The organism is Centipeda sp. (in: firmicutes) (assembly GCF_057271695.1).
In genome coordinates, this window is record NZ_DBHIVL010000019.1 from 10,716 (window position 1) to 34,661 (window position 23,946).

The following is a 23,946-nucleotide window of genomic DNA, read 5'->3' on the forward strand; positions in this document are numbered from 1 at the left end:
TTTCAAGACTTACTAATTCGTGAAGAAGAGATATATTCCTGCTTGCTTTTCCTCCTGCGCTGACATGTTCTCTACCGCACATGTTCTGTTACAGCATCACCTCTCTGCCCGTATCAAGCAGGAATAGGTAACGCTCTTTGACCTCCTTGCCAAGGATAGTCTCCACGGCGTCGCAGTAAAGATCAATCTGGAACTGATAGCGCTCCCGTGCTGTTGCGGCGGAGATTTTACGGTCGGTCTTGTAGTCGAGCAGGATGTAGTCACCGTTTTCCTCCTCAAAGAGAACGTCGATGATGCCCTGCAAAAAAATCTGATCGTCTTCATCTGTTGCTTCTGCATAGTAACGATGTGCAGGAAGAAGTCGGCCAAAGGGGAGTTCGCGATAGACCGCCCTTGCCGCACGCATACGTCGTCCGAGTTTTGACGAGATAAATGTCCATACGTTCCCGACATCGATGATGCCTCGCTCCGCCTCCGAAAGAATCCCCTTTTCGACAAGTCGGTTGAGCTGACGCTCGATGGCGGAGATGTTTGCGATATCCGACAGGTCGAGTTGCTGCATGACGGTGTGCATCGCCGTGCCGCGCTCCATCGGCGTTAGATGCTCTCGTTCCGATGAGCGCAGGAAGCGCGGCACTTCCCATTCCTGCTGTGTATCTGCCGAATCCCCAACAGCCGGCAGGAATGGAGCGATTGGCTCCTCCTCGGCTGCCTGCTGACGCTTAAGCTCTGTGACACTGGTCTTTGCGTGGATCTGCGCTGTTCCGCGCAGATCATATTTCCAGTTCAGCACATCTGCAACACGGTCGGCATCCTTGCCCGCCGGGAGCACTTCATCGGCGCGGACGGCAGAAAGAACGCTGTCTTCCTTTTCCTCTGACAGATCCTGCGGAACGTGCACATCCTCATGCGAGAGACGCAGATCAAAACGTGCCTTTTCATTGGTTGGCGGGCGGAGAGCAATCTCGTCCGCATCGTCGAAGATTGCAGCTCCGTCGGGATGGCGCATCAGGGCAAGTGCAATCCAGTCGAGATAGCATTTCGCGCCAAGAATAGCCTCCTTTGGAAACACAGTGTCTTCTGTCTGCGCGTATTTGAGACAGTTCTCGCGCAGTTGCTCCAATGCGTCCTTGCCCGTACGCGTAATGTTGAGCGTACCCGTCAGGATGAGCTTTTCCTGTGCGCGTGTCATGGCGACGTAGAGGATGCGCATCTCCTCCGCCATCGTCTCACGCTGGATAACGGCTTTGATCTTCCTTCGCGCCATGGTATCGTATTTCTGTCGTCCGGCTATGCTGTTCTCGTAGACACGCAGACCGATGCCCTCGTGTGCATGGTAGAGCAAATCGCCCCTTGTATCCTGCGTATTGAATGCACCTGAGATGTTCGCAAGAAAGACGATGGGAAACTCCAGCCCCTTGCTGCGGTGGATCGTCATGATGCGCACGACATCCTCGCTCTCACCGAGGGTACGCGCAACCGAGAGATCTGTGCTGCGCCGCTTCAGTGCGTCGATGTAACGCAGAAAGCGAAATAGTCCGCGCTCGTTTGTCCGTTCGAAATCGGCAGCACGATCGATGAGCATACGCAGATTTGCCTGCCGCAGGATGCCGCCGGGGAGTCCTCCAACATAGTCGTAGTAGCCCGTTTCACGATAGAGCAGGCGGAGCAGTTCGGGAACACTCTGAACGAGGGCGCAGCGTCGCCAACGTCGGATGCGTTCGAGTGCATTTGCCGCCTTTGTTGTGAGATCGTCTGAAAGCCCGTCCCCCGTCGCACCTGTCAGGATATCATAGATACCGCCCTGCTTTGTGTGTATGCGCAGTGCCGCCATGTCCTCCATCGTCATGCCAATCATGGGTGATACGAGTACGGCGGCGAGCGGTGTATCCTGACGGGCATTGTCCAATACGGCAAGCAGTGAGAGCATCATGCGAATCTCGCTCGCCTCGAAATAGCCGGCAGTATCGTCCGCATACGCGGGAATGTTCTCTTTTCGGAGGGCATCGAGCAGAATCCCCGCACGCTCCTTTGCACCACGCAGGAGAATGACAATATCCTTGTTTTGGACGGCATCCCCGTTGTGTAGAACATACCCCTTGGATTTGAGTTCCTGAATGCGGCGTGCAATAAAATGTGCCTCGATTTCAAAAGCTTTTCGTTCTTCCTCCCCCTCCTCCGTGTCGACGGAATAGTCTGCACGCAGGAGGTTGATCTCAAGCGGCCCTGCGAGTGACGTTCCCTTTGTCGGCTCTGGAAATACGCGTCCCGGATTGAGACGCGCATGAACGTCATAGGCAATGTCGACCGCTTCTTTGCTCATGATCTGGGAAAAGATCTCGTTGATGGGCGCAAGCACCTCGGCGCGACTGCGGAAGTTCTCGGACATCGTCACGAGTTCGCCCTCCGTGCTGTCAGCGCGGTATGTCTCGTAGGTATGCTGAAAGAGCGACGGATCGGCAAGGCGAAAGCGATAGATGCTCTGCTTCACGTCACCGACAATGAAGCGGTTGTTTTCGCGTGCAATCTGCCGCAGAATTCCCTCCTGCAGACCGTTCGTATCCTGATATTCGTCCACCATGATTGCGTCGTAATGGGCACGCAGCTCATCGGCAATCTCAGTCGGCGCGGCAATGGTCGGATCCTCCTGCAACTGCTTCGGATCGCGACAGAGCAGTTCGAGAGCCGTATGTTCAAGGTCGCTGAAATCGAGGATGCCGCGCTCGATTTTTTTTTGCTGAAACGCATTGTGAAATGCTGTTGTCAGGCGTGCGTACTGACGGATGGCGGCATTTGCAGCATTCTCGGTATCGCATAGTTCCTGTGATGTCGCGGGCAGACGGGCGATGCAGCCGTCCCACGGGGCGTGGATTTTCTCCGTCAGCTTCTTGAGCTGTGCTCCAACCTCGGGATCATAGTCCTCGACCGCCTTGCGCGGTATATTTTTTTTCGCCTTTTTCGCCGCTGCCGCTTGCTCCAGGAATGCTTGCCATGCGCTGTCCTGTTTGCCATTCACAAATCCATTGAGTTCTGCGTGCAAATCCTCATAGATTCCCTTATTATGCGCAAGTGCTTCAAGACATTTGCCTGCTGCCATGCGCAGGTCATTGCCACCGCTCTTGAGAAGTTCGATTGCCGCCGTATAGTTCGTGCAGACCTCTGAGAGACTGCGCTCCAACTCATCCGCAAGGGTCTGAAACCCGCATCGCGCCCAATACGGCGCATCGCTGCGCTCCTTCCCCTGTGCCGCAAGCCATGTCACGGGCGAGGGCTGACTGAGCGAAAAGGCGTGCAGTGCGAGGATTTCTCCCTGCAGTTTTTCGTCGTCCCCCTTTACGCCTCCATAGGCATCGGAAAAGGGAAGAAAGCCCTCGGGGTCGCCCGCTGCCGCTTTCTCGTATTCGCTCTCAATCATCTGTTCAAACACGTCATTTTTCAGCAGACGGATCTCCTGCTCGCTTGCAATGCGGAAGGTCGGCGGGATCTCCGTCGCATCGATGTGTGACTGGATCAGACGCTGACAGAATGAATGAAATGTTGAGATGTCTGCCCCCGTGAGGAGGACGCGTTGCCGTTCGAGCGCAGCGACATCTTCGAGTGCGCCGTCTTTCTCGACAATGGCATCAATCTCGGCATTGAGTGCCGCCTCAATGCGCTCGCGCATCTCCGATGCAGCAGCCTTGGTAAAGGTGAGGACGAGGACACGATCCAGCGACAGCGTCCCCGCACGCACCTGTGAGATGATGCGCTCAACCAGAACGCGCGTCTTTCCCGATCCTGCCGCTGCGGCGACGAGGATGTTCTGCCCACGCGTCTCAATCGCTTTTTGTTGATCGGCGGTAAACTGCATCCGCTCAGCCATCGGACTTCACCTCCCCACACACCATCTGTGCAATCTCCTCCATCGCTACCTGTGCATTGTCCACAATTTCACGATAGCGATCCCCCTGCCCAAGCTCCGGATCAAACGAGCAGATGGAGCGATAGCTGCAGAAAGTACAGGCATTGCGATCCCGAAAACGATAGGGCGCAACCTGTATATTGCCCCGCAGGATCTCCTCGGCAGTCGTGCGGATCAGCTGCGGCAGATAGGCAAGTAGCTGTTCAAACTCCTCGCGTGAGCGAATGTGCCTTGCCGATGCCTTGGAGATGCTCTTATCCTTGTTGAAGGTGATGCAGAGATGCTCTCCCATCGCGTCAATGCTCTGTGTGATCTCCGGATCGTCAATCAGCATCCCCGTGAGTACCATGTCCTTTGCAACCATCTTGTGAAGTTCGCTGTCATCCAGACGCACATCGCTCTTGATGATGGGGTTCACAACAGGCGCATAGAGCATCCCCGCCGGAAAACTGTCTGTATCATGGAGGAGACTGCGTATGACAAAGAGATAGAGCAGCAGCTGCATCTTCAGCCCGTGGCGAATCTCTGGCAGGAGCAGGGATGTCCCCCCCGTCTTGTAGTCGAGGACGAGGTAGTAGTCGCGTGCCTTCGTCACATCAAAGCGATCAATCTGCCCGCGCAGGGAGAGTGTTGCCCCGCCCGCAAGCTGAAACTCTTCCAAGCGGACATCATCCATGCCGCGTCCAAAACTGATCTCAAATCCAAGCGGATGAAACGATGATGCCTTTGCCCACGATGTCAGGTGACGGATGACCTGCTGCGCGGTGCGGCGAATGCGTTCGATCCGATGGCGGTAGCTGGCGCGGCTCATCAGGACGGAACTGCGGATGCGCGGAATGACCTCGTGCATCAGCGCATCGATCTTTGCCGCGCTGTCCGGCTCTGCCGCGCACCAGTCGTTCGCATGTTTCGTACGCACCCATTCACCGTATCCATGCAGAATTTCATGTAGGAGCGTGCCAAAGTCATTGCCTTGAAACTCATAGACATCGCGCTCCTTGAGACCGAGACCGTACATTGCAAAGTGGCGGAACGGACATTGACGAAAGGTCTCAAGCCGCGTTGTGCTGCCGCTGATCCGCCCGTCACGCGCAAACAGCTGTTTTGCCGTCGCCAAAGACAGCTGCTCCTCCTCGCGCGGCGATGAAAGTAGACCGCGCACCATTAGACGAAGCAGCGGATGCATCACGGCATTGCTCCGCATCCAGTTGTAGACATCGCCCCAGAGTGGGAGCATTTTCCCGCGCTCCTTCTGTCCGAGCAGAGCCCCTGCCAGCGATGAGAGTACGGGATGCGGCGCGGAGAGCACAAGATCATCCGTACGCTCCACCATGGCAAGCGGGATGGAGAGCACCGTCGGACAAATCGTGCGCAGACGAGAAATCAGGGGCGACGGTGCGAGTGCCGTGCCATCGGCAGAGGAGAGCGCATAGGAGACCCACAGATACTCCCGTGCCTCGGTGAAACCGCGATAGAGCTGATAGCGTTCCAGAAAGCTCTGCTCATGTCCGCCACCGAAGATCGTATGATTCGTATGTGCGAGCGACTCGCGGATGGAAAGTCGATCTGCATCCGACAGCACGCCCTGCGGTGCCCCCACACGCGGCATTGTCCCTGCATTTGCACCGACGATATAGGCGGCACGAATGCCAGCGAGACTGTTCTGGTCGAAGGCGGCAATCGTGACATGATCGAGCCCTGGCGGAATCAGAGCAATTTCGAGTGCATCCAGACCGTCCTCCAGCAGCTCTTCGAAGTCACGGGCAGAGAGGTTCTCGTCTCCGCTAACCTCGACCAGCTGTTCTAGGAGTGTCATGCAGGAAGCCCAGATCTGCCGATGTGCCGTCGCATCCGCAAGACGCCCTTCGGCATCTGCTTCCGTTCTCCACATCTCCAGCGTCTGTGGTACTTTCAGTTTGGTGAGGAATTGGTAGAGCGCACGGGTACGCTCATGCGCTGAGCATCCCTCTCGACGAAGATTCTGTGTCAGCAGCGAAAGCGGTGCCGCAATGCGCCGACGAATATCATCGAGGGCAATCTCCTCGGCAATGCGCATGACATTTTGCTCGGTCTCCCGTACATCCTCTAGGATCGTACGGCGGACAAAATCCCAGTCCTCCGTCGCCGTCCACTGATTTTCGCTGCGGATTCCGAACGCCAGGCAGTAGTTTTCCAGTCGGTCGACCGCTTCCTGCCAATCGCCGCAGGAAAAACCGCCATCCTCTCCTGATTCTGAAACGACAGGAAAAAATCCCGTGCGTAGGGCACGGAATACGGTATCATATCCCCATCCGCGCCATGCCGTCTGTGCTGTGGCGCGCAGAAGCTCTGCGAGAGGATGATGGGTACTCGGACGCTTTGCGTCCAGATGGCACGGGATGCCGCAGTCGGCAAATGCCGGCAGCAGGAGATCCGCATAGGTATTCATATCGCGTACAAGGACGGCGATCTCACGATAGCGATATCCTTCCTCGCGTGCCAGACGCAATACGTCTGACGCGACCGCCTCCGCCTCAAGGCGCGGGTTTGCCGCCTCGACGAGCTTGAGTGCATTGTCTGCGATGGGAGCAAGACGTGCGTGTCCGAACAGATGCCCTTCAATCGCCGTAAGCGATGGCTTTTGTGCGCGCTGCTGTTCCTCCGTAAGATGTATTTTCGGCGCAGCAGTTGGATCCATCTCGACAAGAAGATTCGTCAGTGCCTGCATGGTCTGATAAGAACGTGCAAACAGCCCCGTATCCCTTGTGTTCTCTGGGAGATTGACCCGCACGCGGCTCCCCTCGCGCTGTCCGTCCATCGTCAGACTGATATGAACCGTATCCGCAGTGTGAAAGAGTTCCACGAAAACTGCCATTTCCTGCGGATTGAAAAAATCGAAACCGTCCACCCAGACCTCAGCCCCGCGCAAAAACGGTGCGTCCTTCAACTGGGCGGCAAGGCGCTCCATGCGATCGGTCTGATCGGTCAGCCGTCCCTCCATGCGTGCGGAGAGATCATCCATGATGAGGGCGAGCTCCCTGAGTTTTTGAGAGAGCCGCCCCTGCGTATGTGCATCGTCATCGGCGGCAGCACGAAGGACATCGGTGCTTAGGCGGTAGCGTTTGAGTTCGGCGATAGTGCGCCCCAATGTCTCGGTAAAGCCGCGCTTACCGACGGAGCGCGCAAAGACCGAGAGTTCTTTCTCGTGTTTGAGCAGGATGTCTTTTAGGAGGATGCGTCTGCCAATATCGCTGATACGCGGCAGATGTGCGCCGCCGGTCTCAAGGAGTACCTGCCTTGCAAGACGGCGGAAGCCGAACACATAGGCCTGCAAAAAACCCGCGCTGTGCGTCAGCGTCTTTGCCAGTGCGCGCTCTGCGGCATAGGTCATATGCTCCGGAACGAGGAGGATGCGCTGTCTGCCGAGCGGCTCACGCTCCAGCGCCTGTTTCATCGCGGCAAGGCAGGTGTGTGTCTTGCCCGTTCCTGCGCGTCCGATGATGAATTCGAGTTTTGCCGTCATAATGCCTCCAAGCTGCCCTGTGTGAAGCGAGCCCTGCTTCCCGTTGCCGTGCGTGATACTTCGAGATGGACGGGGATGCGTGCACGCAGTTCCTCCACATGGGAGATGATGCCGACAAGACGCCCGCCCTCCTGCTGTACTTCAAGCAGAGCACGGATCGCAATGTCGAGGGTCTCGCTGTCGAGCGAACCAAATCCCTCGTCGATGAAGATCATGTCAAGGTGCATCCCGCCCGCATAGTGCTGCACCACATCGGACAGTCCAAGTGCCAGTGCAAGGGACGCGAGGAAGGTTTCGCCGCCGGACAGTGTGCGCGAGACACGCGGCAGACCCGTGTACTCATCGAATACGTCAATTTCAAGCCCCCACCATTTGTTCTTGTGTCCGCCCTCTCCGTGGATGAAGCGATAGCGTCCACGGCTCATGACGATGAGACGCGCATTCGCCGCTTCGATGACATCACTCAGGATTGAGCGCAGAACGTAGGTCTGAAAATGCACCTGATAGGGTGCTTTTGCCGCCGCAACAGAGGCAAGTTTGCCGATGATGCGATACCGCTGTGCACGTGCTGCGCCGGATTGTTCGAGTGCGTCGATGCCCTGCATCATACGCTTCAGCGCGTTCCAACGCTCCGTACGCTTGCCCTGCTCCTGCGCCGCATCCTGCACTGCCTGATCGGCTGCCGCTTCTGCGGATTTGAGTGCTTCCATATCGGGCGCGACGCACCCGTCAGCGGCATCTTTTGCCTTTTGAAATACGTCCTCGGCAGCTTTGCGCTCACTGTCATACAGTGTCAGTCGTTCACGCACTGCGTCCAGATGCTTGCTGTCCGCCCATTTCCCTTCGACCGCCTCATGGTATTCCTCCTCCGAGGAGAATCCGGCAGATCTACGTGCATCTGCATACGCCGTCTGTGCCGTCTGCGCGTTCTGCGATGCTTCTTCTGCAGTGCGCTGAGCGGTATTCTTTCCATTTTCCGTGCGTGCATATTCTGCGGATGTTTCATTTGCTCTTTGAAGTGCATCCGCATAAGCCTTTTTCTCCCGCTCCACTTCCTCTTGCAGACGAGAAATGTGTTCATCAAGGAGCGCACGGTCACGGTACTCCTCGGGCAGCTGTGCCTCCAACGCAGCCTGCTCTCCCTCGCGCACGCGCAGGAGGTCACGTTTTTCCTGTGCCTCTGCTGCCTGCCTTTCTTGATCCGTCAGCAATTTTTCAAGGCGTGTCTTCTGCGCGGCACACTGCGCCGCACGTTCCTGATGCTCCTGTGCTGCGTTGTTCAATTCTGCATCGCGTCGCGCAACACGCTGTGAAAGCTCTTCCAATGTATCGGAGGGAAGATACTCGCGCAGAAGCTCCTGTTCACGGGTACAGATCTGCAATGCATTCGCATGAGCCGCTTTGGCATCTTCCAGTTTGCGGGCGGATTCCTGCACGGACTTCTCTGCAATGTCGACGGATTTTGTGCACTCCTCCAAGACTTGCTCGGATGGGATATCCTCCGTGTGGATGGCGGGGGTCGGGTGTGAAAGCGCACCGCAGACGGGACAGGGCGTGCCATCTGCAAGCAACTCAGCGAGACGTGCGGCACTGCCGAGGTTATAGAGCGTCTGCATCTGCCGCAGCTTCGTCTTTGCGGCGGTCAACGTCTCGGCAGCAGTCTGCCATGTCTGCCGTGCCGCTTCTTCCCTCTTGACGAGCCCGGCTATTTGCGCGTTCCATTCGGCAATGCGGGCAGCGGAATTCTGACAGCGTTTCAGAAGATCTTGCTCGTGCTGAAAGGCTTCGCGTGTCGCCAAAATTTTTTCAAGCGCAGCGATGCGCTCCGCATTCTCGGCTTGCTCCGTACGTAGATTCTCGATCGTGTGTGCATTGCTTTTTGCCGTCTCTGCGGCACGTGCATTGGAGGTGCGAAGCTCCTCTACAATTTTCCGACAGTTCTGGAGCTGTGCTGCACGCTCTGCGTATTCCGTAAGCTGCTGCATCCGCTGTACCTTCTTCACGCGTTCCGGTTCCCGTTCCTCTGCCACCTTCAATGCTTCCCGTGTCGTTTGAAACGATGTTTTTGCAGAGATAAAACGGGCATCTGCCGCATTGAGCTCATCTGTCCGAAGCTTTTTCAGTTCCTCTGCCTGTATTGCTTCGCGTTCCGCATAGAGGACAGGATGTGCTCGCTGTGCACGTTCCAAGCGCATGCGAAAATCCCGCACATCCTCTTCCTGCGCCTGTTTCTCTGCGAGATGCTTCTGTGCCGCTGCAAGCTCCTGTAATTTTTGTTCTGCCGACGCACCAAGCTCACGCGCACGACGCGCGTTCTTTTGCTGCGTCTCAAATACCTTGAGCTCTTCGGCATGGCGGTCGATCGCTTCTTTCAGCTCGGAAATACGCGCACGCAGTTCATCGCTCGTATTCAGATTTTCTGTATGCAGCATCTGGTCAATTTGAGCGCGTTCCTCTTTTGCCGCATTTTCCAGACGTATGGATTCCTGCAGCAGAGCCTCCTCAAGACGCTGATACCGCTCCGTGCGAAAAATGCGCTGCATGATGGCACTGCGATCCTTGACCTCGGCAAGCAGAAAGCGCTGAAACTGTCCCTGCGGAAGGAGAACGACCTGTCGAAATTGATCCGCGTCAAAGCCGATGAGCTGACCGATGCGCTTCGACACCTCGGTCACATTTGAATCGAGCAGAGCCTCCTCCCCATCTTCTCCCTCATCGGGAAGCCGATAGAGCTGACCCGTTGCCGCACGACGTGTCATCTTGCCGCGCGACATACGCTCGTATGCAGGGGAGCGCAGAATGCGATAGCGACGGCGGCCGAGCGCAAAGACATACTCCACTTCTGTGATGCGATCCGCCGGTGCATCGGAAGAGCGAAGGGTTGAACCTTCACGTACGTTGCCGCTGGATTCACCATACAACGCGAATACAATCGCATCCAATATGGTTGTTTTTCCCGTCCCTGTAGCCCCATGAATGAGCACGAACGGTGCGTTTGCCAGTGCCGTCTCGAAATCCAGTACCTGCTCCTCAACATAGGAGCCGAATGCCTGTAAGCGAAGTTTCAGAGGTCTCATTCTGCACGCTCCCCCTGCTCCATCGAATCAATGATACGAATGAGTTCGTCCCGTTCTGTCTCTGTCATCTGCACGGCTGTTACTTCCGCAAAGAAATCGGAAAAGAGATGCAGGTCGGATTTCGTACGTTCATAGATCCGCTCCGTGGAGGAAAGTCGGTTGACGTTGAGGTTCGGACGTGTGATGGTAAAGAGATTCGGATATACTCTGCGCAGTTTCTCATGTGCGGCGAGTACGGCATCCGTATCGAGCAGCTCCACACAGATATAATCATCATGGGGAAGCGGATCGAACGTATCCGTCATGATCTCGTCCATCATGCCGCGTACGATGCGCACATCATGACGAGGTGTCAGCGGATAGAACGTGTGAGATGCTGTGCCTACGGCATCAAGTTCGACAAGCTCGATGCCCTTTTTCTGATGCGCTTCATCAAAGGAGTATTTCAGCAATGAGCCGGAGTAGCGTACGTTCTCTGCACCCGCCCGTTGGGGCGCATGGAGATGTCCAAGTGCCGTATACGAATATGCGGCGAAATGCTCCGCACTCACCTGATCGCTTCCACCGACGGAGAGCGCGTGCTCGGACTCCGAGGGTTGACCGCCGATGACGAATGCGTGTGCGATTGCCACACTGCGTGCCGACGATGGAATCTGTGCGCGTGCCGCTGCGACCTGCATGGCAAGCGCACCATCGAAGGATGGACTTTCATCAAGAGAAAATGCCTCGCGTACATGCGGGGGATCTCCATAGGGAATGAGCGAGAAATAGACATCTCCGTGTTCATCTGAGAGAATGACGGGAGGCTCTTCGGCGCACACAACCCCCGAAAGATAGATGCCGGACGCACGAAGAAGCTGTGCGCCAAATCCAAGGCGCACAGCACTGTCATGATTTCCGGCAATAAAGAGCACGCGGATTCCCTGTGCAGCAAGCCGTGTCAATATTTCGTTGAAGAGTTCCACCGCTTCCGGTGGAGGAATGGCGCGGTCATAGACATCACCGGCAATGACGAGGGCATCCGGGCGCACATCCTTGCACAGTGCAAACAGTTCCTCCAATACATACGCCTGATCCTCTGTCATATGCCGCTGTCCGAAGAGTTTTCCCAAATGCCAGTCTGCCGTATGAATGAACCGCATGACATCCCCTCATCTCATGAATCTGCTTCAGCCAGAATTTTTGCGACAGATGAACTGCCGATGCCCAGACGATGCACACCCATGTCCAAAAATTTCTTTGCAGTAGCATAGTCCCGAATGCCGCCGGATGCCTTGACCTTGCAACGTCCATGCGACGTCTCCAGCATAATGCGCAGCTGCTCCTCTGTCGCACCCGTGCCGAGAAATCCCGTCGCCGTCTTGACGAAGTCTGCTCCCACCGCTATGCTGACCTCCGTTGCCCGTGCAATCTCCTCCGATGTCAGCTGGCTTGCCTCAAAAATGACCTTGACCATCACATTACGTGCATGAGCAGCATTGACGACGGCGCGTATTTCCGCCTCGACCTCATCCCATTTCCCGGAGCGGGCAAGACTATAGTTCATCACCATGTCAAGCTCCTCTGCACCGTACTCCATATAGTAGCGTGCCTCAAGCTCCTTGACCGCAGCGGGGGCTTTCCCGTGTGGAAAGTCGAGCACCGTACACACGCGTGTATCGGTATTACGGCAAAGTTCAACAGCAAGCGGAATATCTGCCGGCTGCACGCAGACCGAGCAGCACTCCTGTCGCACCGCCTCCGTAATCGCTGCACGCACCTCATCGGAAGTCATCGCAGGATTTAGAGGAGAATAATCGATATATCTACTGAGTTTCATCGTTGATCCTTTCATTCTGTCGCAATCATAACCCTGAGTGCCGCCTCGTCTAAGATGGGAATTCCGAGATCTTCCGCCTTTTTCAGCTTGCTCCCTGCTGCTTCACCGGCGACAAGGTAGTCGGTTTTCTTCGACACAGAGCTTTTTACCGTACCACCATGAGACGTAATCAGAGCGGCACACTCCTCACGGGAAAGCGTCGGAAGCGTACCCGTGATGACAAAAGATTTGCCGTCCAGTGCCGCACCTGCGCGTTCCATCGGGGTACTCGCAAAGTTCACGCCCGCCGCACGGAATTTGTCGAGCAATGCCTTCCCCGTTTCCGAGGTGAAGAACTCCGTGAGTTTCAGCACGCTGATTTCTCCCATGTCGGGAACAGCACGGATTTTTTCGGGATCGGTGCACGCTGCCTCCTGCAAGGCATCAATGGACGGAAATGCCTGCATGAGTGAGAGTGCTGCCGCACGCCCGATGCCGGAGATTCCCAGCCCCGTGAGGAGACGATCCGGTGTATTTGCCTTGCTTGCCTCGATGGCGGCAAGGCGGTTATCGACACTCTTTTCCCGTCCAATCAGCCCTGATGAGATGAGTTCATCCCGATGTAAATGCAGTGCGTATATATCTGCAACATCATGCAGATAACCTGCGCGTGTTAGTGCAATGATCGCCGACTCGCCGAAGCCCTTAATATCCATTGCGCTGCGGCTGACAAAGTTCAGAATATGGTTTTCCACCTGCGCGGGGCATGCCGGATTCTGGCATTTCATATCCGCCGTATCCGCCTCGCGTACGGCATGGGAGCCACAGACAGGGCATACATCAGAAATCACATAGGGTTGCGCATCCTGCGGACGTTTGTCAGTCACCACTGCTTTGACGCGTGGGATGATCTCCCCCGATTTGTAGACGAGAATCGTATCGCCGAGACGCACATCCAGAATGTCAATATGGTCCTGATTGTGCAGGGTCGCTCGCTCGACACGTGTACCGCAGAGCTGCACGGGATCGAACACTGCCGTCGGCGTAATGCGCCCTGTCCGTCCGACGGACAGCTCGATATCACGGAGAATCGTCTCCTTTTCCTCGGGCGGATATTTGTAGGCAATCGCCCAGCGCGGTGCCTTTGCCGTTGCACCGAGTTCCGCACGCTGTGCAAAGTCGTTGACCTTGACAACAGCACCGTCGATGTCGTAGGGAAGTTCCCCGCGTCGTGCACCAATCGACGTAATTGCGTTCCAGACCTCGTCTGCTGTATGGCAAACCTTATAGTTTGCAATGATCTTGATGCCCTGTGCCCGCATAAAATCATAGGCATCGGTATGTGAGACAAAGGTATGTCCCTCTGCACGCTGCAAGTTGAATACGAACATCGAGAGCTTTCGCTCCTTGGTCACGCGTGCATCCAGCTGACGCAGTGTTCCTGCGGCACAGTTGCGTGGATTTGCAAACATTTTCAGACCGAGCAGTTCCTGCCGTTCGTTGACCTCTGCGAATGCCGCGCGTTCCATATAGACCTCTCCGCGCACCTCAAAATATGGGACAGGGTCATGCAGAGTCTCTACAACGTCATCAATGGCGCGTGCATTCAGCGTGACATCCTCCCCCTGCACGATTCCGTCGCCGCGTGTAATCGCGCGTACTAGGACACCGTTCTCGTACCGCAAGGCGAGAGACAAACCGTCGATCTTTTCTTCCACAACAAACTCCGCTGTGGGGAAATGTGAAAGAACACCCGTGACAAATGTACGAACTTCTTCTTCACTGAACACATCTTGGAGCGAAAGCATCGGAACATCATGCGGGACGAGGACGCCCACCTCACGCTGCGCAGTTCCCCCCACCTTCTGCGTCGGCGAATTCTTTGTAATGAGCTCGGGGTACTCTGCCTCGATCGCCTTGAGCCGCTGCATGAGCAGATCAAACTCATAATCCGAAATGTCGGACGCATTCGCATCATAGTACTGCTTGGAATACTTGCGGATCTTCTTCCGCAGCTCCGTGAGCTCGCTCTTGATTTCCTTGATATCGCTCATATTTCCCTCATAGCTTCAAAATCGGTGCATATTTCTGCACAAACTTCTTGATTCCTTCTCCTGGGAACGCGATAGTGAGCTCTGCATCTTCTCCCTCACCGCTGATGGCAACGATACGTCCGTCCCCCCACTTGCTATGACGCACGGCATCCCCCGCCGTGAACTTGGCTGCGGTGTCGGGGCGGATGACGCTTCCGTCCTCTGCTGTATGCTGCGGTGGCGGCGGCAGATAGGAGCGTCGTCCCCCCGAGGATCCACGCCCCCAGACATCGGCACGCCCTCGTACACCTGCTTCCGCATAGACATCTGCCATCTTACGTTCGAGCAGCTCCTCCGGGATCTCGGCAAGGAAGCGTGATGGACGTGACATCTCCGTTCGTCCGTAGATCGTGCGCTGACGTGCATAGGTCAGATAGAGCCGTCGTTCGGCGCGTGTGATCCCCACATAGCAGGTGCGCCGCTCCTCCTCGATCTCCGTATCGTCGAGCAGCGTACGCGAATGTGGAAACAGCCCTTCCTCCATGCCCGCCATGAATACGGTCGGGAACTCCAATCCCTTTGCCGCATGGAAGGTCATGAGGGTCACATTTCCCTCGGACTGCTCCGTCTCATCCACATCGGAGATGAGTGAAATCTGGGCGAGGAAGTCCTCCAGTCCGTTCTGCCCTTCCTCTGCACCGTCCTCGAAGTTCTTTGCTACGCTGATAAACTCGCGCAGATTCTCAAGGCGGTCGCGATTGTCCTCCTTCGGATCGTCCTCAAGAGCTGCGGCATAGCCGGACTCCTCAATGATATCCTCGACAATTTCGTGCAGTGGTCGCGTTCCCAGCTGTCCCATGTATGTAAATACAAGTGCGGAAAAATCCTCAAGTTCAAATTTCACCTTTGCCGACAGCTTTGGAATCGTGTCAAGCAGCTGCATATCTGTAATGAGCTCAAAGAGGGAAAGGCGATATTCTGCCGCTTTCTCCATCATACGTCCAAGCGTGGTCTGCCCGAGCCCGCGTTTGGGCACATTGATGATGCGTAGGAGACTCAGTGTGTCCCGTGGGTTATAGATTACGCGCAGATACGCAATGATATCCTTGATCTCACGGCGGTCATAGAAGCGTACGGAGCCTACCATGGCATATGGAATCCCCGTTGCATAAAAGGCTTCCTCAATGTTGCGGGACTGCGCATTTGTCCGATAGAGTACGGCGATATCGCCATACTTTGTATTGAACATGGTGTGCAGGCGCTCCACCTCACGCACGATGAACGCGGCTTCGTTCTTCTCCGTACCGCCTTCATAGACTGTGATTGGATCGCCCGTGGGATTATCCGTCCAGAGAGCTTTTTTCTTGCGTGTCAGATTGTTTTCGATGACGGCATTTGCCGCAGCAAGGATATTCTTCGTTGAGCGGTAGTTTTGTTCGAGCAGAATTACGGTCGCCTCGGGATAGTCACGCTCAAAGTTCAGGATATTTCGCATATCCGCACCGCGCCAGCCGTAGATGGACTGATCCGCGTCACCGACGACGCAGATGTTGCGATGTCCTGCGGCAAGCAGCTTCGTGATCGCGTATTGTGCGCCGTTCGTGTCCTGATATTCGTCCACGAGGATGTACTGAAATTTCTTCTGGTACTTTTCGCGGATCTCCTCATTGTTTGAGAGCAGCTCCACTGTCAGCATCAAAAGGTCATCGAAATCGAGTGCGTTGTTTGCACGCAGTTTCGACTGGTAGAGCTCATAGATCTTCGCCACCTGCTCGCCAAAGAAATCTGTCGCCTGTGCCGTGAATGCCTTGACATCGAGCAGACGATTCTTTGCGTCCGAGATATGCGACTGCACAGCCCCCGGAGCTGTGTGTTTCTCGTCAATATTCAGCTCCTTGAGGCACTCGCGGATCAAACTTTTGCTGTCGGAAGCATCATAGATGACGAAATTCTTTGCATAGGTACCGAGTTGTTCGATCTCCATGCGGAGGAATCGGGCACAGAAGGAGTGGAATGTACTCAGCCATACATCATGCGCAGATTCACCTATCAGCGTGTCGACACGGTCACGCATTTCGCGTGCGGCTTTATTTGTAAATGTAATGGCAAGAATACGGTACGGTGGAACATTATGCTCCAAGAGGTTTGCAATGCGGAAGGTCAGCACGCGTGTCTTGCCGGAGCCTGCGCCCGCCACAATGAGGAGAGGTCCCTCAAGACAGGCTACGGCTCTCTGCTGCGGCTCGTTCAGCCCCTGAAACAAATCCATGAAAACTCCTTCCAATGAAGAAAGGCGGGGCCGCCGCTATGGCAAACTCCGCCCCTGCCGTTATTACATCCGATGCACCTTACGTCTTGATGCGTTTGACCGCCTCCGAGAGCGGCGGGATGATCTGCTTCTTGCGCGACATGACGCCGGGCAGATAGAGATGCGTCCCGCTCGTATCCTTGCGGAACGCCTCACCGATCAGTGTACGCGGCGATCCTGTGAAGAGCAGATAGGTCGCCTCCTCGAGGATGTCTGTAATCATGACGAGACTCAGATCGAATCCTTCCGTGTCACAGATAGTCTTCATCGCAGCAAGCAGCTCGTCCTCTTTTTCCATGATCTCCTTCGTATCCATGACGGAGGTCTGACTGACGACAACACGATATGCTCCGATCGTAAACTCCTTGAGGTCGTTGCGGACAATCTCCATCGGCGACATATTGCCGATGCTGGAACCCGCCTTGAGCATCTCAAGTCCATAGGCATTGAGATCGACATTTGCAATATCCGCAAGGCGTTCGGCCGCCTTCTTATCCTTCGGCGTGCAGGTTGGTGACTTAAAGAGCACGGTATCCGAGATGATGGCGGAGAGCAAAAGCCCCGCAATCGACGGAGGGATGTCGATGTCGTTCTGCCAATGCATATTGGAGACAATGGTCGCGGTGCACCCGACCGGTTCAGCGTGGGTGTAGATTGGCTCGCTCGTGCTGATGCCGCCGAAGCGATGGTGATCGATGATCTCGATGATCTTCGCTTCCTCAATCCCCTCGACCGCTTGGTTGCGCTCGTTGTGATCCACGAGGATGACCTGCGCCGGCTCCGAGACAACGAGACGATCGCGGCTGACAAGTCCGACGATGCGTCCGTTCTCGAGGACGGGATAGTTGCGGAAATTCGTTTCCTCCATTGTTCCCTTGATGTCGGAAAGAAGATCAAGCGGCTTGAAACAGACCGGGTTATCGTGCATGATGCGCCGAACCGGCACACACTGATTGATAAGACGTGCCACCGTATAGGTATCATAGGGCGTTGAAAGCACAAAGATACCGCGCGTCTCCGCTGCCTCTAACGCTTCGGCAGGAACGCGACCGTCGCCTGTCACAATCAGACAGGCAATTCCCTGATGAATGCAGGCGAGAATCGTCTCCGTACGACGGTCACCAACAAGGACAATGTCATTTTCCTTGATGAGCTTGTGAATCGTCTCCACGCTGCCGGCAGCAATACGGATCTGCCCCTTGATCGTTTCGCTCTCTTCCCCTGCGACGAGAACATTGCTGTCCGTAGCTCGAATGATATCCCGATAGCGAACGCGCATATCCGAGAGATTTGTCATGCCGAGCTCTTGGAAATAGCGTTTTGCCAGATCACTGACGGAAACAATGCCGACAAGAATCCCCTTGCTGTCCGTCACGGGGATGGAACGCAGATCGTTTTCACGCAGCACCTCGCCGAGGTTGCGCAGGGTGTCATGCTGACGAACGACGATCTTGCAGTCCATCGCAATGTCCTTGACACGGGGATAGAGATCGGGAATGAGGAGTGGCTGTTCCACATGGAAATACTCCAAGGCAAACTTCGTTTCCTTATTTACCTTTCCGGCGCGTGCAGCAACTGCATTGATGCCCATCGCCTGTTTTAGATGCGCATATCCGACTGCTGAACAGATGGAGTCTGTGTCCGGATTGCGATGCCCGATGACATAGATCGGCTTTGCAACGTTCAAGATGATACCTCCCTATTACGGCTTCCACAAGCCGCATACTTTGATTTCCATTATACCATACTCGCGGATATGATTCAATTTTTGAAAAAATAAAAAAGATGCCGGCGGCTTCATACGAATTCGTCGACATCAAAAGTACTACACCTCGAACGCATTCTTGATCTGATGTACGTTCCAACGGTCACCGACAGCATATACTTCAAGCACATCAAATCGACAGATGGCGTTTTCCCTGTGCTGTGCGCATAAATACCAATACGCCGTCTGTATGATCTTCTGTCTCTTTTTATAATTCACGGCTTCGGCAGGCATCCCGTAGCGTACACTGCTGCGCGTTTTCACCTCGATAAAGACAAGCGTGTCTTGATCCTCCGCAATAAGATCGATCTCGCCGATCTTCGTGCGATAATTGCGTGTGAGAATACGATAGCCGTTCTGCCGCAGATAGTTCGCAGCATACGCTTCTCCCCGATCTCCGAGTGCCTTGCTGCTCATGACATTCTCCGTTCGCCCGCATGGCGGTCGATCCGATAGACATGCGCAAGCACCTCTGCAATCGTACGATAGAGCTCGGGAGGAATCTCACGATCAATCTCAAGTGCCATCAGCATATTGACGAGGGACTTGTTCTGATAGACGGGAATGCCATTCTTGCGCGCCTCCGCCAAAATACGGTTGGCAACGAGCGAGCGTCCCTTCGCCGTAACACGTGGTGCCTTGTCGTTCCGAACATCGTATTTGATCGCAACGGCGCGTGCCTCCTGCTCGGCCGTCCCGTCCTCGACAGGTGAAGTGTCCTTATCCCATTGTTCCGTCATCTCTCACCCATCCTTGTGCCCTAGTCATACTTCTGTATTATACGTTTTCTGTACGTTTCACGTCAAGAAAGAACGGATATTTTCAGCATCATCAGTTTGTGAAGAAGCGACGCTCGCCGATTGCTCCGATCTGGATGCCTTCAATGATGAGTGAGGTTCCGTCTGCCGACTCCCGTATCTCGTCGAGTGAATGACGGAACTCCCACGCGGCATCAGCATCGGAGAAGTAGAGCCGCATATCGACGTGATTTCCATCGTAGATACGGTTGATGAGCTCCACTGTTCCAATGTTGTCCGTGAGTACACAGATGCGCAACCACGTTTCTTTTTTGATGAGATCCGTCTCCTCGTCTTTTTTTGTCTCATCGTAAACATGGATGTAGGCTGGATATTCGGATGCCCCCATAAAAAGCGGCATGACAAAATTCATGGAGCGCTGCCCCGGCTGCGGTGCCGCATTCTCGCCCTCAAGAGCATTGCGCATGGTGAGCGCAAGAGCCGCGACATCCCTGCCCGCACGCTTGTACTGCTCCGCCGTCATTTTTCGTGTCTTTACGATATCTGCCATCTGCATAAATGCCCAGAGACGTGGAAGATCCGTCATCTGCTGCTCGAACGCCGCCTGACGCACCGTGCCCGGGATGTTCTGCTGCGTCAGCTGGATGAGCTGCTGCAGCTGCTTTGCATCCCCCTCGCTCAGTGTTTGACTGCGTCCATGGACAAAGTTTTGCAGCAGCAGCGTCTCTTTCGGACTCAGATTCTCGTTCTGCAGCAGCGTCTGTGCGAGATTACGCAGGACGTTCATCGTCTGCGGCGTGTTCTCCATCGTCTGCGTGAAGAATCGCGGAATCGTACTCTGCATCTCAGGCGACTTCATTTGCGATGCACTTTGTGCAGGGGGATGTAGTGTGGTTGGCAGCTCTGCTGCCTGTCCTCCCTGCGAACGCACAGACTGTGTGGCGGTTCTCATCTGCAGATTCGAATTCGCAGCCTGTTTCTGTGCCTCTGCGTTGGTTGGCGTTTTTGTGCCGATCTCGGGAGCAGGTCTGTTTTCTTCAATTTGCTGCTTCCCCTGCTGTCGTGAACTTTGTGCAGCAGTTTCCCCCTGCAGATTCGACTTTGCTGCCTCTGTGTTGGTTGGCATTCGTATGACAGCATCAGGAGCAAGTCTGTTTTCCCCAAGAGTTTGTGCTTCGCCTTGTCGTGGCAGAGGAATTGTCGTCTCCTTCGCATTCTGTGCCGGAGATTGTGTGTTTCCTGTGGAGGGTGCAGGAGTTTGTCCGCGTTCGGGTGCATTTGTCCCCTGAGATGTTTCGCTGGCTGCAGTTTTCTGTGCGATTCCCGCCTCATTTGCAGCGGGCTGTGTACTCTGCGTCGTAGAGGAGTTCGTTTGTGTAGAGGGCTGCGAGGCTTTTCCCGTGTTTTCCTGCGGCATTTCGGCTGGGTGCCGAAGTGTCGCTGTTGTGCTCTCTTTTGCACCTGCATCCGTTGTCAATGCAGGTGTCTGTGTGCGGGGCATTTGTTGTTCAGACGTTGTTTCTTCGGGCATAGCAGTCAATGTATTCGGCGCAGGCGAAGACGTGCGTGCCTCTTGCCCTCCGACCGGATGTTGCGGTGTAGACTTTGCCGTGCCCTCCTGCATCGCTGTAGGGTGTGGCATTTGCTGTTCAGGCGTTGTTTCTTTGGGCATAGCAGTCGTTGTATTTGGCGCAGTCGAAGACGTGCGTATCTCCTGCCCTCCAGCTGGATTTTGCGATGTAGGCTGTGCTGTGCTCCCCTGCACCGTTGTAGGTTGGGGCATTTGCTGTGCTGTATTTTCCGTACCACGCGGCATCAGGAGCTGAACCATCTGATTCAGGAATGTCAGCGCGTTCGCACCCGCATTGCCGGAGGCGGAAGCAAATCCCTGTGCGTTCAATTGGACGAGAAATGTCTGCAAATCTTTTGGAAGAAGTTCCGCATTCCCCGTATCGAGCAGCTGAAACGCCGCCTTTGTCAGCATGATCGGCTCAAATGTTCCACCCGCCTCCTTGGTAAGTGCTGTTTTCAGACCCGTGAGGAGGGCGGCAAGATCATCGCTCACCTGCGGCATACTGCCCGTCTCCGCCATCGTCCCCAGCTGATTGAGCATCCGCGAGAGCATTGTCAGCTGATCGGTCGAAAACCGCTGACTGGCAGCGGTGCTTCCAAGCCCCTGACCAAGGGTTGTCTCAAGGGAAAAGGACTGACGAATCATATTCTGGATAACTTCCTTGAGCTCCTGCGGCATCTGCTGAACATTCGTCTGCTGGCGTCCGTTGATCTTCGATAGGACATCTGCCATATGGTCGATGGCAGTTTCAATCGAGACGTTCGTCCGCTGACTGAATGCAGCGGACGAATCTCCCTGATTTCCACGACTTTGAACAGCCTCGGTCGTTTTCCCCTGCGAAATCTGAGACGCAGCAGGAATGACGGGAGATGCTGTTGTAGTATTTGCTTCCATCGACACGGTATTCACAGCCTTTTCTGTTACATATTGTTCAGCATGGAGCGGATCGGGTCGAAGGATTTGCGGTGAATAGGACAGACACCGTATTTACGAATCGCGTCGATATGCTCCTGTGTTCCATAGCCTTTGTGTTTTGCAAAGGCATAGTGCGGATATTCTGTATCGTATTGTTCCATCAAATGATCGCGTGTCACCTTCGCCAAGATTGATGCCGCAGCAATCGACGCTGACTTTGCATCTCCCTTGATGATGGACTGCGAAGGCATGGAGAGTTTTGGTAGCTCCACGGCATCGATCAGAACCTCCTCAGGGGCGGGCGTGAGGGCTGCGATTGCCTCGTACATCCCCATCCTCGTCGCCTGAAGAATGTTCATGCGATCGATGATCTCCGCATCAATCAGTGCAACATGATAGGATATGGCAATAGCGACAATTTGTGTAAAGAGTTCCTCACGCATGGCAGCAGACAGCTTTTTAGAGTCATTGATGCGGGGCAGGTGAGCCTCTTGCGGCAAGATGACAGCGGCAACGGCCACAGGACCCGCAAGAGGGCCGCGCCCCGCCTCATCCACACCTGCAACAAGCGTGTGCCCCGCCGCAGCGGCGGCTCGTTCGTATACGAACATCGCGTTCAGACGCTCCCGCTCCCGCTGTGCACGTTCGTAACGGCGCAGAATGGGCTGCACAGCTTTTCGTGCATCTCTTCGACAGGAGTCCATCAAGTCCTCTGTCACATTGCCATGAAGAAATATGTTCTCTATTTCTTTTATCGTCAAATTTGTCATTTCCTTTACCGCGCATCCTCTGCGAACTCTGTGAACGGAAGCGTGTCCAGAGTAACGCGCCCAAGCCGTCCACTGCGGAAATCTGTCAATACAATCTGCTCAGCCTTTTCATAGTCAATCTTACCACCCGCACGCAGGCACCCGCGCTTTCGTCCGATCTCCTCAAGCAGCTCTACGCCGGTGGGGAGCTCCCCCTCCAACCGATAGCGTTCCATGAGAGCGGATGGATATGCTATGCGAAGCGTATCGAGAAGCAACAATACAACGCTTGCTACATCGTAGACATTGTCGTTGATTGCCCCCGTAAATGCAAGGTGAAGTGCTGCCTGCTGATCCTCAAACTTCGGCCAGAGTATCCCCGGCATATCGAGCAGTTCCAGCTGTGCACCAAGGCGGATCCACTGTTTTGCGCGTGTGACACCGGGCCGGTTCTCCACTTTCGTCTTTGATCCACCCGACAGTCGATTGATGAGCGAGGACTTCCCCACATTTGGAATGCCGAGAATCATGCAGCGTGCTGCCCGCGCCTTCGCCCCATGCTGAACAAACTTGTCCGTTTTCGGTTTCGCACATTTTGCGATCGCCTGTACGAGTTCCTTGATGCCACGTCCCTTCACTGCATCCACCGGAACTGCTGCAATCCCCTGGGCGGCAAAGTATTTTACCCACGTACGCGTCGCTGTCTCATCCGCAAGATCTGATTTATTAAGCACAATCAGGCGCGGCTTTCCACCCACAATCTCCCGCAGTACAGGATTCGCCGAACTCAGCGGGATCCGTGCATCCAACAGTTCGACGACTACATCTACAAGTTTCAAATTCTCCTTTACCAGCCGCTCCGCCTTCCGCATGTGCCCCGGGTACCACTGGAGACTTGGGATGTCAATAATGTTGTTGTTTTCCATTATGACCTTTCTACGTATCGTATTCGCCCATGATGAGATTATTTAGTTTGTATATAACATCTGCTGCTATATCATTTATTTCGGACTGTGATACATCCTCTCTACCGGAATTTGCCAGCTTAAATGCTTCTAAAGCACAAATACATTCTTTTAGATCATCAAACTTTTGGTCATACTGAAAGGAGTTATATTCTACAGGAGCAGTGGGTTGAATAAGATCAATACGTTCTACCCGTTTTCCATCGGTAAAGAAGAGTACTAAGCTCATACGTGAACACAGCTTTTTATCCGGCTTTGCTCCCATCCAATACCCAGCAATCGCTCCAACCGTGCCAAAGGCAAGCCCCCCTGCTGCAGCTGTCAACAGGCTTCCGTGTTGTCCCTTTAATATGTGATGGTCTAAGATAATATCGTAATCTACAAAATTCTCGCGGCGATGTAGATGCTGGTCATCTTGATCATCATAATCTATACTCTCCTCAAGCAAATCATTAGGTATATGAATGATCTCTTCATCTGCATCCCATTCAATAAGGGCAGGCTCATAGTCGTCGAATGGAATCTGATATCTTGGTCGAAATGTATCCATGATTATGACCATTCCTTTCCGCTACGCTTCAAGGCACAAAACTGTTACGAAA

The 23,946-nt window shown here is 54.7% G+C and carries 14 protein-coding genes; all 14 read right to left on the minus strand.

All coding sequences use genetic code 11. The features are described 5' to 3' along the window. Positions 1-88 precede the first annotated feature (88 nt). Positions 89-3,862 carry a helicase-exonuclease AddAB subunit AddA gene (gene addA / locus ACO6BQ_RS04595; protein WP_489119742.1) on the minus strand — a complete coding sequence of 1,258 codons (3,774 nt, stop codon included), beginning with the start codon at positions 3,860-3,862 and terminating at the stop codon, positions 89-91. Then, positions 3,855-7,403, minus strand: coding sequence for a PD-(D/E)XK nuclease family protein (locus tag ACO6BQ_RS04600; RefSeq protein ID WP_489119743.1), 3,549 nt, complete (start codon positions 7,401-7,403; stop codon positions 3,855-3,857). Before ACO6BQ_RS04600 ends, addA begins: the two co-directional genes overlap by 8 nt. Then, complete coding sequence (locus ACO6BQ_RS04605; RefSeq protein WP_489119744.1) at positions 7,400-10,480, minus strand: AAA family ATPase; 3,081 nt, start codon at positions 10,478-10,480, stop codon at positions 7,400-7,402. Before ACO6BQ_RS04605 ends, ACO6BQ_RS04600 begins: the two co-directional genes overlap by 4 nt. Next, positions 10,477-11,622: an exonuclease SbcCD subunit D gene (locus ACO6BQ_RS04610; RefSeq protein ID WP_489119745.1), complete on the minus strand. Its 1,146-nt coding sequence runs from the start codon at positions 11,620-11,622 to the stop codon at positions 10,477-10,479. Before ACO6BQ_RS04610 ends, ACO6BQ_RS04605 begins: the two co-directional genes overlap by 4 nt. A 14-nt stretch (positions 11,623-11,636) precedes the next feature. Beyond that, a complete protein-coding gene (deoC, locus tag ACO6BQ_RS04615) occupies positions 11,637-12,299 on the minus strand; it encodes a deoxyribose-phosphate aldolase (protein ID WP_489119746.1) in 663 nt (220 codons plus the stop codon). Between the two features lie 11 nt (positions 12,300-12,310). Then, positions 12,311-14,332 carry an NAD-dependent DNA ligase LigA gene (ligA, locus tag ACO6BQ_RS04620; RefSeq protein WP_489119747.1) on the minus strand — a complete coding sequence of 674 codons (2,022 nt, stop codon included), beginning with the start codon at positions 14,330-14,332 and terminating at the stop codon, positions 12,311-12,313. 7 nt (positions 14,333-14,339) lie between these two features. Next, a complete protein-coding gene (pcrA, locus tag ACO6BQ_RS04625) occupies positions 14,340-16,580 on the minus strand; it encodes a DNA helicase PcrA (RefSeq protein ID WP_489119748.1) in 2,241 nt (746 codons plus the stop codon). A 79-nt stretch (positions 16,581-16,659) separates the two neighbouring features. Continuing rightward, positions 16,660-18,306 (minus strand): putative manganese-dependent inorganic diphosphatase, encoded by a 1,647-nt coding sequence (locus ACO6BQ_RS04630; protein ID WP_489119749.1) that lies wholly within the window; start codon positions 18,304-18,306, stop codon positions 16,660-16,662. A 138-nt stretch (positions 18,307-18,444) separates the two neighbouring features. Next, positions 18,445-18,801, minus strand: a complete 357-nt coding sequence (locus ACO6BQ_RS04635) for a YraN family protein (RefSeq protein WP_489119750.1) — start codon at positions 18,799-18,801, stop codon at positions 18,445-18,447. Then, positions 18,798-19,124: an EscU/YscU/HrcU family type III secretion system export apparatus switch protein gene (locus ACO6BQ_RS04640; protein ID WP_489119751.1), complete on the minus strand. Its 327-nt coding sequence runs from the start codon at positions 19,122-19,124 to the stop codon at positions 18,798-18,800. The genes ACO6BQ_RS04635 and ACO6BQ_RS04640 overlap by 4 nt, the downstream gene beginning before the upstream one ends. A gap of 91 nt (positions 19,125-19,215) precedes the next feature. Then, entirely contained in the window at positions 19,216-21,609 is a 2,394-nt protein-coding gene (locus tag ACO6BQ_RS04645; RefSeq protein ID WP_489119755.1) for a hypothetical protein, read from the minus strand. Positions 21,610-21,635: 26 nt separating this feature from the next. Then, complete coding sequence (rnhB, locus tag ACO6BQ_RS04650) at positions 21,636-22,400, minus strand: ribonuclease HII (protein WP_489119752.1); 765 nt, start codon at positions 22,398-22,400, stop codon at positions 21,636-21,638. 5 nt (positions 22,401-22,405) lie between these two features. Next, positions 22,406-23,305, minus strand: coding sequence for a ribosome biogenesis GTPase YlqF (ylqF, locus tag ACO6BQ_RS04655; protein WP_489119753.1), 900 nt, complete (start codon positions 23,303-23,305; stop codon positions 22,406-22,408). 10 nt (positions 23,306-23,315) lie between these two features. After that, the gene (locus ACO6BQ_RS04660) at positions 23,316-23,894 is read right to left on the minus strand and encodes a hypothetical protein (protein ID WP_489119754.1); all 579 of its coding nucleotides are present in this window, start codon (positions 23,892-23,894) and stop codon (positions 23,316-23,318) included. Between the last annotated feature and the right edge of the window lie 52 nt (positions 23,895-23,946).